Raw genomic sequence first — 12,211 nt, forward strand, 5'->3', positions numbered from 1 at the left:
AAGTAATCCTTTTATACCTTCTTGCGTTGCCGGCTAACTACTTGACCAACTATTACAATTATTAAAGCGATGAAAAACATCGCACTACCAATCACATTCGCTTGGGCCGGAATTCCTCTAGCAGCTGAGACATAAACAAACTTTGGAAAGGTTGAAACCACACCAGAGTTAAAGTTAGTAATAATAAAATCATCAAAAGATAAAGAGAATGCCAATAGCGCAGCTCCAGCAATTCCAGGCATAACTAATGGCAAAGTCACATACCTAAAGGTTTCTCGCTCATTTGCGTATAAATCCATTGCAGCTTGCTCAAGTTTTGGATCAAGGGATGCAATACGCGCTTTAACGGTAACAACAACAAATGAGATACAAAACATCACATGGGCAATCACAATTGTCCAAAATCCTGGGTTAATTCTTAAATTCAAAAACATAGCAAGAAGTGATGCTCCAAGTACTACCTCGGGGGTAGCCATAGGCAGGAATATTAAAAGATTAGTTGTAGTTCGCCCTTTAAATTTATGCCGTCCTATTGCAAAGGCAATCATCGTTCCTAAAATAGTTGCTACTACCGTTGACAGCACACCAATCTTTAATGAATTAGCTACTGACTCACAAACTTGCGGGGCGCCACAAGGATTTTTCCAATTATCTAAGGTAAATCCCTGCCAAACTAAATTACTTTTTCCAGTATTATTAAATGAAAATGCAAAGGTATAGGCAACTGGAATAAACAAGTAAATAAATGCAAGGCCTGCATAAATTCTAATTAAATTCCTTGAAAACCACCTTGAAGTGCGATGGCGAAGTGATGGCATTGGCGCAGATGTCATTGTCATACCAATTCATCCGTTCCAGATTTTCGTATATAAAGTGTTACTAAAATTAAAATAGTCGCCATTAATGTGAAAGAAAGAGCAGCTGCAGTTGGGTAATCTACGACTGCAAAAAAACGAGATTCAATCACATTTCCAATCATCTTTGTGCTTGGGTTACCAAGAATTGCTGCGTTTACATAATCACCAGCTGCTGGAATAAATGTTAGAAGCGTGCCAGCAACGACGCCTGGCATTGATAATGGCAGGGTAACTTTTCTAAATGTAGTAAATCCATCTGAATATAGATCCCCAGCTGCTTCAAGTGTGCGCGGATCAATCCTCTCAAGGCTTGCATATAAAGGTAATGTCATGAATGGTAGAAAGTTATAGGCAAGACCAATCACAACCGCTGCTGAGGTGTTATTTATTCGAAATAGTTCATCGACAAATGGCAAAATTTTAATTGCTGAAACTACTGGACCTGAGTCAGATAAAATTTGAGTCCAAGCAATAGTCCTTAGTAAAAATGAAGTGAAGAAAGGTGCAATCACAAGCACTAATAAAATATTGCGGTATTTGCCAGATTTAAAGGCAATTGTGTATGCAAGTGGATAAGCAATTGCTAACGCCAATATTGTGGCAAAAGCTGCATAGACAAAGGATCTTAAATACTGATCCTTATTTGTCATAAATGCATCTATATAGTTTGCAAAACGAAGCTCTTGAACATAGGTACCGATCTGAGCACCCTCAGGGCGAACCATGGTGGAAGTACTTGCTAAAGAAAATATCGGAATTATAAAAAAGGTAACTAACCAAATTAATCCGGGAGCTAAAAGTAAGTATGGAGTAAGAGAGCGTGATTTAAGGTTGGCCTTAGCTTGTGATCCCTTACTTCCTACTGCATGCAGAAATGCCATCTACTACTCGTCATCATCAAGGTCAGCGCCAGCATTTATATCACCAGCACCATCTAATGCAAATGTATGTTCTGGATCCCACTCAAGTGAGACCGTATCGCCAACTCTAAGATCATGCAATCCTTCATCATTTTGCTCAAAAACTACAAGATCTAAATCCCATGGTGATTTAACTAAATACTGAGTTGAAGTTCCAACAAATGAACGATCAATTACAACACAATTTTTAATTGAATTAACTCCAGTATCGTCAAGCCTTAATTTTTCAGGTCGCACGCCAAGAAAGACTGAATCATTTGTGGTGGCAACTCTGGAAAGTGGTACCTCAAAAGTTAATCCCTTTGCCGTAACTGTTGCCTTATCTGCAGATCTTGAAGTGATCTTTCCTTTAATTAAATTACATTGGCCTAAAAAGTTGGCAACGAACGCAGTCTTTGGCGCCTCATAAAGATCAGTCGCACTACCCATCTGCTCAATCTTTCCTTGATTCATTACCGCAATAGTGTCAGCCATCGTCATTGCTTCTTCTTGATCATGAGTAACATGAATAAATGTAATTCCAACCTCAGTTTGGATACGTTTTAACTCTATTTGCATCTGCCTACGCAGCTTTAAATCAAGTGCGCCCAACGGCTCATCAAGAAGTAAAACTTCAGGCCGATTAACAATTGCTCTAGCGACGGCAATTCTTTGTTGCTGTCCACCTGATAATTGATTTGGCTTGCGCTCAGATAAGTGGCCCATCTCAACTAGATTTAAAGCATTTTCTACCTCAGTTTTAATATCTTTAACGCCCCGCCTGCGCAAACCAAAGGCAATATTTTCAAAGATTGTTAAGTGAGGAAAGAGTGCATAATTTTGGAAAACTGTATTTACATTTCGTCGATAAGGTTTTTGGGTAGTTATGTCAGTATTACCAATTGAAATTGTTCCTGCTGATGGCTCTTCTAAGCCTGCAATCATTCTAAGTGTTGTAGTTTTTCCGCAACCAGATGGTCCAAGGAGAGCGAAAAATGAACCATCTGGAACAACTAATGAGAGATCATCAACAGCACAAAAATCTCCATAGTGTTTGGAAATACGATCTAATTTTAAATCACCAGTATCTTGCGAAACTTTACTGTTCGCCATAACTAGATACTTATCGTTCCTTAATTTCCGATAGCTTCGTCAAAAGCTGTCTGGAATTTAGTGCTCTCATCGGATGAGAGTGATCTAAAGACTTTAACCTTTGCCAGAGTTGCCGCATCTGGGAATATAAATGGGCTCTCTGCAAGTTTAGGATCGATTTTTTCCAACTCAGGTTGCGCTGCCTCTACTGGGCAGATGTAATTTACATAAGCTGCAACCTCAGCGGCTACTGCAGGCTCGTAGTAATAGTTCATTAATTTTTCAGCATTTTTCTTATGGGTTGAAGTTGATGGAATCAACATGTTATCGCTCCATAATGTGCCACCGGACTCAGGAATAGCAAAATCAAACTTGCCATCTGATTCAGATTTAAGAATAAATATGTCACCAGACCAGCCAATTACTGCGTTAGCATCTCCGCGCTTTAGATCCTCAGAGTATGAGTTACCTTTTACTTGGCGAATAAATCCATCAGCAATCTTTCCCTTAAAGAAATCAATTGCATTCATAAATTGATCCTCGGTGAAGTTAGAGGATGGGTCCACGCCTTGGTAGAGCATGATCACACCAATTGTGTCGCGAAGCTCAGAGAGCACAACAACTTTTCCTTTATTTGCTGGTGCAAATAAATCTTCCATTGTTCGAACACCCTTAGGAAGTTTTTGGGTATTCCATCCAAAACCTGCAAAACCTGACTGCCAGGTGAGTGAATATTGGCGACCTTTGTCATAACCAACATCAGCTAGAACTGCTCGGATATTTGATTTGTTTGGCACATTAGCAGGATCAAGTTTTTGTGCATAACCTTGTTCGATAAATCTTGCTGCCATCCAATCAGTTGGTGAAACTATGTCATATCCAATATCTGAACCGATTGATAATTGTCCCTGCACCTTGCCATAAAAAGTATTGTTATCATCAATTGCTTCTTCATAAGTAACCTTTAATCCACTTTGCTTTTCAAATGCAGCAAGAGTTGGATAAATCTTTGTATCATCATCAAAATCTAAATAAAGTGGCCAATTTGCCCAGCGAACAATTTTTTCACTATCACTAACATCAACAATTGCTTTCGCTCCAGTCGATGAACCAGTTCCACAAGCAGCTAATATTCCGGCTGCAGATACTGCTCCAACACCAGCAAATAAAGAACGGCGTGATAGCTGGGCGCGAATTATTGCGCGAGCTTCAGGAGATATTGAGTTTATGTCTTTCTTCATTTTCTCTCTTTTCTTCTTTATCGAGGTGGTGGCAGGAAAGGTTGGGGAAAATCTATCAGGCGTTTAGGTTAGTCATGACGTGTTTGATTCGGGTGTACTCCTCAAATCCATAGGAAGATAAATCTTTTCCTGTGCCTGAGTGCTTAAATCCACCGTGTGGCATCTCAGCCACCATAGGAATATGGGTGTTAATCCAGACGCAACCAAAGTCAAAGGCTTTGGCCATTCTCATAGCCCGGCCATGATCCTTAGTCCAAACACTTGAAGCTAGCCCATACTTAACGCCATTTGCATACTTAACAGCTTGAGCCTCATCGCTAAATTTTTGTACCGTAATAACTGGCGCAAATATTTCACTTTGAATCATCTCATCATCTTGTTTTAGATCTGCAACCACAGTTGGGTTCCAGAAGTAACCAGGGCGCTTAATGGCAGTACCACCAGCTGTGACTCTGGCATGAGCCGGCACTCGATCTAAAAAGCCTTGCACTCTAGCTAGTTGATTAGCATTATTTACTGGCCCAACTAATACATCCTCATTTGGCATGCCAACTTTAATTACGTTTTTTGCCTGCTCAGAAAGTAGTGCTACTACATCATCATAAGCACTTGCTTCCACAATTACTCGAGTAGCTGCGGTGCAATCTTGACCCGCATTAAAGTAGCCGGCAACTGCAATCCATTCACAAGCTGCTTCTAAATTGGCATCATCAAATATTACAACTGGTGCTTTACCGCCTAGTTCTAAATGTAGTTTCTTTAAATCTTTTGCAGCACTTCCTGCTACTTCCATACCAGCACGAACTGAACCAGTAATTGAAACCATTTGCGGAATTTCATGCTCAACTAATGCCCGACCAGTATCTCGATCTCCTATTACAACATTTATTACACCCTCAGGAAGAAACTCCTGCATTAACTCTGCCATCCAAAGTGTTGAAACTGGAGTTGTATCACTTGGCTTTAGAACTACTGTGTTACCTGCAGCAATCGCTGGTGCCCACTTCCATACCGCCATCATCATTGGGTAATTCCATGGTGTTACCTGCGCACAAACTCCAATTGGTTCGCGGCGAATAAATGATGTGTGTCCCTTAAAGTATTCCGCAGCAGATTTTCCTTCTAAATTTCTAGCCGCACCTGCAAAAAATCTAATTTGATCAAGCATTGGGCCAATCTCTTCTGCCCTAGTTACTGCAATTGGTTTACCAGTATTTTCTGATTCAATCCCAATTAACTCTTCACTTCTGGCTTCAATTGCATCTGCAATTTTATTAATCGCTTTTTGACGCTCACCTGGTGTTGACTCTTTCCAAACTTCAAAAGCATTAGCTGCTGACTTCATCGCCTTATCAACATCAGATGCGTTTGAGACTGGAGCTTTAGCAAATACCTCACCAGTTGATGGATTAATTAAATCTTGAACCTTATCTGAGGTAGCACTTACCTTCTTGCCATTAATAAAATTTTGCAGAGTCTTCAATTATTTACTCCTAAGATGTGGAAACTGAAATGTAGTGGAAGTCTAGTTAGCACCGCAGCGGTTATCAATACTTTAATCACTAATCTAGGAGTTGTTATCAATCTGTGATGCAGCAAGTTGTCCACATGCACCATCTATCTCTCGACCCCTGGTATCTCGCACCGTCACCGGCACGCCATAGCCTTCTAAAATCTCAACAAAGGCTGCCTCATCCTCAGCTCTAGATGCTGTCCACTTAGAACCTGGGGTTGGATTTAATGGAATTAAGTTAACATGCGCATTTTTATTCTTAAGCATTCTGCCCAGTAAATCTGCTCGCCATGCTTGATCATTAATATCTCTAATTAATGCATACTCAATTGAGTAGCGCCTGCCGGTCTTGGCTTCATACTTATCAGCAGCAGCTAATACCTCTTTCACTTTCCACCTTGAGTTAACAGGAACTAGGCTGTCACGTAACTCATCATCTGGTGTGTGAAGTGAAATAGCTAGTGTCACTGGAAGATCTTCTGCAATTAACTTTTCAATTCCGCTAACTAAACCAACAGTTGAAAGTGTTACAGATCTAGCGCCAATTCCTAAACCATCTGGTTGTGGATTGGTAATATTTCTAATACTTTGCATTACTGATTTGTAATTAGCCATCGGCTCACCCATACCCATAAAAACAACATTAGATAATCGAGTTGGCCCACCTGGCATCTCACCTAAATCACAAGCCTTTGCTGCCATTACAACTTGAGCAGTAATTTCAGCAGCAGTTAAATTTCTAGTAAGTCCTGCCTGCCCAGTGGCGCAAAATGGACACTGCATTCCACATCCTGCTTGTGATGATATGCAAACAGTTGTGCGATCGGTATAACGCATTAAAACTGATTCAACTAAAACTCCATCGTGCAGGCGCCAAAGATCTTTTCTAGTCTTGCCACCATCGCAAGTAACTGAGCGAACTAATGTTAATAATTTTGGTAAAAATGCATCAGTAAGGGGTGCTCTAAGCTCTTTAGGAATATCGGTAAATGATTCCATATCATCACTGTGATGAGTAAAGAAATGCACTGCTAATTGATTAGCTCTAAATGCTGGTAATCCCAACTCTTCAGCGCGGGCTTTGCGCTCTGCCACAGTTAAGTCAGCTAGATGTATTGGACTCTTCTTTTTAACAGCTGGTGCGTCAAATATTAATTCAGCCATCTATAAATACCGAGCAATGAGTTCTAATGCAAACCAAACAGCCGGGGCGGTAAAAAGTGCTGAATCTAATCGGTCCATAATGCCGCCATGGCCTGGTAATAAATTAGACATATCTTTAATAGCTAAATCCCGCTTAATGGCTGATTCAATTAAATCACCACAGGTAGCAGTAACTACAGTCATTAAACCAATAGCCGCTCCAACCACCCAGGTAGTTTCAAAGAGTGAGTGGAAAATGAATGCTCCCCCAATTATGGCAGCAATAGCCCCACCAATTAATCCTTCCCAACTTTTCTTAGGACTAATACTTGGCGCAATCTTATGCTTACCAATTAAAACTCCAACAAAATATGCAAAGGTGTCATTACAAGCAATTAATGCAACGAGAGCAAAAATTCGCTTTGCACCATCAGGGTGATTTGCTAGCAGTAAAATAAAGCCACCTAGTAGGGACAGATAAAAGATAATAAATACTGCAGATGTTGATCTTTTGATAAAATCTTTTTGGCTAATTAAAAGCAATGTAATCATTAAAACTGGAATAGTAAGGCCAGCAGATACGGCAAGGCCTTCGGTATTTCCATTCCATGTGGCAACAAGTAGAACAGTGGCTGCAGTCATTAAAACATAATCTGGTAATTCAATGCCGCCAGTTCGATAGGCATGAGCGATCTCACGCACGCCAAGCATTATTACTGCCCAGATTAAAGCAAAAAATAAAAGTGGTTCAGTGTTTATTGAACCAAAGATAAGTGCTAATAAAAATAGTGAAACTAAAATAGATGGAAGTAACTTGCGACCTGCGCGTTTGTTAATCGCATCATTTATCGCGTGCAGGTCAGCCATCATTAAACCTCTAGTAACTCGGCTTCTTTGTGTTTAAGTAAGTCATCAATCTTTGCAGTGTGCTCACCAGTAGTTTTTTCAAGCTCTTTTTCAGCTCTAGCTAAATCATCCTTACCAACTTTGCCATCTTTTTCTAGTTTTTCCATCGCCTCTTTAGCTGCCCGGCGAATAGCCCGGATCGCAACCTTAGAATCTTCAGCTTTACTCTTTGCAATCTTAATAAACTCCTTGCGTCGCTCCTCAGTTAATTGTGGAAAGTTAACTCGAATTACTGTGCCATCTGAGCCAGGATTTACACCAAGATCTGAATCTCTAATTGCTTTTTCAATCGCTGCCATAGCGCCTTTGTCATATGGAGTAACTAACGCAAGACGTGCTTCTGGAACCTGAACAGTTGCAAGTTGTGAAAGCGGGGTACCAGTTCCGTAGTAGTCCACCATTAATTTGGCGAACATTGATGGTTGCGCCCGGCCTGTTCTAATTGCAGCAAAATCCTCTTTGGCAACATCAATTGCCTTATTCATCTTTACATTGCACTCAGAAAGTGAAGTAGTTAGATCTGCCATCGCCTGCTCCTTCTATTAATACAACTCTACTGTTGATTTACTATCTTATGAAACCAGCGTGCCAACACTCTCGCCCGTTACCGCCCGCTTAATGTTACCTTTATTTTTTAGGTCAAAGATAACAATTGGCAATTTATTCTCACGGCACAGGGAGAAAGCTGCTGCATCTGCAACTGCTAAGGATTTACTTAAAACCTCATCATAGGAAACAGTCTCATATTTTTTAGCAGATTTATCTTTACGTGGATCAGCATCATAAACTCCATCAACACCACTTTTTGCAAGTAGTAGTGCCTGCACCCCAATCTCAAGTGCGCGTTGGGCAGCAACTGTGTCGGTAGTAAAAAATGGCATACCAGCGCCAGCTCCAAAAATTACAACTCTTCCTTTTTCTAAATGTCTAATGGCTCGACGTGGCACATATGGTTCTGCCACCTGGCCCATTGTGATTGCAGTTTGTACTCTAGTTTCAATTCCTTCTTTTTCTAAAAAATCTTGAAGTGCTAAGCAATTCATTACCGTGCCAAGCATTCCCATGTAATCAGCTCTTGCCCGATCCATGCCACGTTGTTGTAGCTCTGCGCCTCTAAAGTAATTTCCACCACCAACGACAACTGCAATTTCTGTTCCGCCTCTAACCACATCTGCAATTTGATTAGCTATATCGTGGACTACATCAGGATCAACACCGATGCCTTTTTCGCCACCAAAGACTTCACCAGATAATTTAAGGAGCACTCTCTTATAACCTTTACGTGGCATGAGCGCTCCTTTAATTAATTTGTATGGAAAGTTTACTGACCTACGCGGAATCTATTAAAGGCAGACACGGCTGTCTTTGCCTCATCAAGGATTTGTTGAACAGTTTTCTTTGCATCCTTAGCAAAAGCCTGCTCAAGAAGTGATACCTCTTTCACAAACCCAGTTACGCGACCCTCAACAATCTTTGCAATTGAGGCTTCAGGCTTTCCTTCGCTGCGAGCACTCTCCTCTGCCAATCTTCTCTCCTTGGCAATCTCATCAGCTGGAACCTGATCACGGCTAACAAATAGTGGCGCAAAAGCAGCAATGTGTTGAGCGATATCTTTGCCAACAATTTCAGCTGCATTTTTTAACTGAACTAAAACACCAACCTGTGGTGGAAGGTCCGGAGATGTTTTGTGTAGATAAAGCGAAACTGGTGAACCAGTTAGAACTGAGATTCGCTTAACCTCAATCTTCTCACCCAACATAGCATTTCCCTCATCAACTACTTCCTGCACAGTTTTACCTGATGCAAGTTTTGAAGGTAGAAACTTATCTAGCTCACCGATTTTAGATGTGGCAAGGTGATTTAAAAGTTCATCAGCTAAAGCTTGAAACTTCTCACCCTTTGCCACGAAATCAGTTTCACAATTTAGTTCAAGCATTACTCCAAGATCACCTTCAGCTTTTGCAGTAACTAAACCGTTTGAGGTTGCCCGTCCTTCGCGCTTGGTAACACCTTTTTGTCCCTTAACGCGAATGATCTCAACCGCTTTTTGATAATCACCGCCGGCTTCATCAAGTGCTTTTTTGCAATCAAGCATTCCGGCAGCGGTCTGCTCTCTTAGTTTTTTAACATCCTCTGCTGTGTATGCCAATTAAGCACCAGCAGTCTCTGTTGGCTCTTTAATTAAATCTTTTTCCCAATCAGCAAGTGGTTGTTCAGCAGTTTTTTCTGCTGCAGCAGCTGCTTCAGCAGCAGCCTTATCAGCAATCTTTGCTGCTTGTGCTGATCTAACCTGTAGTCCGGCAACAATTGCATCTGTCATTACTCTTGTTAAAAGAGCAATTGAGCGAATCGCATCATCGTTACCAGGAATCTTGTAATCAACCTCATCTGGATCGCAGTTGGTATCTAAGATTGCAATAACTGGAATGCCAAGCTTTTTAGCTTCAGCAACAGCTAGGTGCTCTTTCTTAGTATCAATAACCCAAATAGCTGCAGGCAACTTTGTCATATTACGAATTCCATCAAGGTTCTTGTTTAACTTCTCTCGCTCACGGCGGAGAACAAGTAATTCTTTCTTTGTTAAAAGTTGATCGTTAGCGGTCTCAAGAGCCTCAAGCTCTTTAAGCCGTAGTACGCGCTTATAAACTGTTGGGAAATTAGTAAGCATTCCACCTAACCATCTCTCTGTTACATAAGGCATACCAACTCGGGCAGATTGCTCTTTAATTGGCTCATGTGCTTGCTTTTTAGTACCAACGAAAAGTACATGTCCACCTTTTGCAACTGCATCTTTAATAAACTCATAAGCGCTATCAATAAGGGCTAATGATTGTTGGATATCGATGATGTAGATGCCATTGCGCTCAGTAAAGATATAGCGCTTCATCTTTGGATTCCATCGACGAGTTTGGTGACCAAAATGCACACCACTGTCGAGAAGTTCTCGCATTGTTACAACTGCCATAACGGCACACTCCTTTTCGCTCATTTTTTACTAATTACTTTTAGTAAGAATGAGCACTCGGTTTGTGATCTAGCAACTTGCTAGATCCCTAGCATCTAGAACCGAGTAGTTATTTCTAACTACACCGAACAGGTCCATAAGTTATTAATTAGTAATTAATTAATCACTTTAAGATGCGTGAAGTCACAGAACTTTCATTCCGTGCTGAGGCAAATCCTACCTGAACTTTTATGACCGAATTTCCACACCCTTATCGGGTTTATATGCGGGGAATTGAATAAATCAACCAATATTGGCCAGTGAAATACACCTATCTTCTTACCAGCCTAGTTATTGGGGTAATGGTTGGTATTTCAATTGGAAATTATCAAAGTATAAATTGTGAAAATACTAGTAACTCATACTGCTCACCACTTGATACCTCAAACACCCGCCGAAGCTTTTAGCTCTGAGGCAAGTAACTTTGCCAGGTATGGCTTTATCTGCCACTGACTTAGCATCTGCTGATATCTATCTTTATCAATATCAGAGGAGATTTGATTAGTTTTAACCGCTCTAATTAAAATATTACGAGCGGTGTGCTCTCCCCCAATGAATTCAACAATATCCACCCGATAGCCAAGTAATTTTAAGATTTGCGCTCTGAGTGAATCAGTTATTAAATCCACTAACCGCTCTTTAACTAGTCCATTTTTTGTTAACAAGGCCCATGGCTCAGGTGCTTCCTTAATCTGAGTTTGCAGCTCATGCATACAACACGGCGCTGCCATAATAACTTGAGCATTATTTTTAACTGCCCAATAAATCGCATCATCCGTTGCAGTATCACATGCGTGGAGCGCGATAGCGATATCAACTACTTGATTAGGGGTATCAGAAATTTTGGCGGCAATAAACTTGGCCTCTACTTTTAGTTTCAGGGCTACTTTTTCATTATGCTCTTTTGATTCATCCCGTTCATCAACGCCAAGAATAGAAACTTTTTTGTATCTATTTTTTAAAAATTCACCTACTGCAAAGGTTAAATAGGCGTGCCCGCAACCAAGATCAACAACAGAAATCTCATCTTGTTTTAAATCTTGAGTGTCTAATGTTTGGCTGATTAATCTTAAAAACTCATCAACCTGCTTATATTTATCCATCTTGCTAGGTTTAATTCGCCCTAAAAGATCTGACATATCCAGAGCCTTAAATACTTGATTGCTCTCAGCTAGCATTCGCTGCTTCTGGCGATCATGAGAGAGATCTCTACTTAAATTCACTTTGCTTACTGAAACTAGCGCCTCATCTTTTTTTGAGATTCGCACCTGATATGACTCGGTTTGAGTATCAACTACTAAGTTGGCAAATCCGCTGCTAAATAAATGAGTAAAATTAAAATCTATCTCCACATTTTTAGTTATATCTTTCTTTCCATCACTTGAAATAATTTGCCATTTAATCTCTTCTTTAATTAATACTGGCTTAATATCAATTCGCTCAAACTCTGTTTGCATATTACGCCGCCGCCCTGAAAGGACTGCTCTAACAAAGTGCTCAGATTTAATCCTTTGATCTAATTGCGCAACAGCAACACCTAGTTCAATCTTCATTTA

The 12,211-nt window shown here is 40.5% G+C and carries 12 protein-coding genes; all 12 read right to left on the reverse strand.

What is annotated here, in order from left to right; genetic code table 11:
- Window positions 1–11: 11 nt before the first annotated feature.
- The 12 genes from B1sIIB91_RS04150 to B1sIIB91_RS04205 all read right to left on the reverse strand — a co-directional run bounded on the left by B1sIIB91_RS04150 (window position 12) and on the right by B1sIIB91_RS04205 (window position 12,208).
- Window positions 12–839: an ABC transporter permease gene (locus tag B1sIIB91_RS04150; RefSeq protein WP_095688353.1), complete on the reverse strand. Its 828-nt coding sequence runs from the start codon at window positions 837–839 to the stop codon at window positions 12–14.
- Window positions 836–1,738, reverse strand: coding sequence for an ABC transporter permease (locus tag B1sIIB91_RS04155; protein WP_095688354.1), 903 nt, complete (start codon window positions 1,736–1,738; stop codon window positions 836–838). The genes B1sIIB91_RS04150 and B1sIIB91_RS04155 overlap by 4 nt, the downstream gene beginning before the upstream one ends.
- Before the next feature lie 3 nt (window positions 1,739–1,741).
- Window positions 1,742–2,869: an ABC transporter ATP-binding protein gene (locus tag B1sIIB91_RS04160; RefSeq protein ID WP_095688355.1), complete on the reverse strand. Its 1,128-nt coding sequence runs from the start codon at window positions 2,867–2,869 to the stop codon at window positions 1,742–1,744.
- Window positions 2,870–2,889: 20 nt separating this feature from the next.
- Window positions 2,890–4,089 carry an ABC transporter substrate-binding protein gene (locus B1sIIB91_RS04165; protein ID WP_095688356.1) on the reverse strand — a complete coding sequence of 400 codons (1,200 nt, stop codon included), beginning with the start codon at window positions 4,087–4,089 and terminating at the stop codon, window positions 2,890–2,892.
- 55 nt (window positions 4,090–4,144) lie between these two features.
- The gene (locus tag B1sIIB91_RS04170; RefSeq protein WP_095688357.1) at window positions 4,145–5,572 is read right to left on the reverse strand and encodes a gamma-aminobutyraldehyde dehydrogenase; all 1,428 of its coding nucleotides are present in this window, start codon (window positions 5,570–5,572) and stop codon (window positions 4,145–4,147) included.
- A gap of 84 nt (window positions 5,573–5,656) precedes the next feature.
- Window positions 5,657–6,766: a dual-specificity RNA methyltransferase RlmN gene (gene rlmN, locus B1sIIB91_RS04175; RefSeq protein ID WP_018227451.1), complete on the reverse strand. Its 1,110-nt coding sequence runs from the start codon at window positions 6,764–6,766 to the stop codon at window positions 5,657–5,659.
- Window positions 6,767–7,612 carry a phosphatidate cytidylyltransferase gene (locus B1sIIB91_RS04180; protein WP_223298579.1) on the reverse strand — a complete coding sequence of 282 codons (846 nt, stop codon included), beginning with the start codon at window positions 7,610–7,612 and terminating at the stop codon, window positions 6,767–6,769. It lies immediately after the preceding gene.
- A gap of 2 nt (window positions 7,613–7,614) precedes the next feature.
- Window positions 7,615–8,178: a ribosome recycling factor gene (frr, locus tag B1sIIB91_RS04185; protein WP_018227453.1), complete on the reverse strand. Its 564-nt coding sequence runs from the start codon at window positions 8,176–8,178 to the stop codon at window positions 7,615–7,617.
- Window positions 8,179–8,223: 45 nt separating this feature from the next.
- Window positions 8,224–8,940 carry a UMP kinase gene (gene pyrH / locus B1sIIB91_RS04190; protein WP_095688359.1) on the reverse strand — a complete coding sequence of 239 codons (717 nt, stop codon included), beginning with the start codon at window positions 8,938–8,940 and terminating at the stop codon, window positions 8,224–8,226.
- Window positions 8,941–8,972: 32 nt separating this feature from the next.
- Window positions 8,973–9,800 carry a translation elongation factor Ts gene (gene tsf, locus B1sIIB91_RS04195; protein ID WP_095688360.1) on the reverse strand — a complete coding sequence of 276 codons (828 nt, stop codon included), beginning with the start codon at window positions 9,798–9,800 and terminating at the stop codon, window positions 8,973–8,975.
- Window positions 9,801–10,616, reverse strand: coding sequence for a 30S ribosomal protein S2 (gene rpsB / locus B1sIIB91_RS04200; RefSeq protein WP_095688361.1), 816 nt, complete (start codon window positions 10,614–10,616; stop codon window positions 9,801–9,803).
- A gap of 422 nt (window positions 10,617–11,038) precedes the next feature.
- Window positions 11,039–12,208: a class I SAM-dependent methyltransferase gene (locus B1sIIB91_RS04205; protein ID WP_095688362.1), complete on the reverse strand. Its 1,170-nt coding sequence runs from the start codon at window positions 12,206–12,208 to the stop codon at window positions 11,039–11,041.
- Window positions 12,209–12,211: the final 3 nt, after the last annotated feature.

The organism is Candidatus Nanopelagicus abundans, assembly GCF_002288305.1.
Classification (GTDB): Bacteria; Actinomycetota; Actinomycetes; order Nanopelagicales; family Nanopelagicaceae; genus Nanopelagicus; species Nanopelagicus abundans.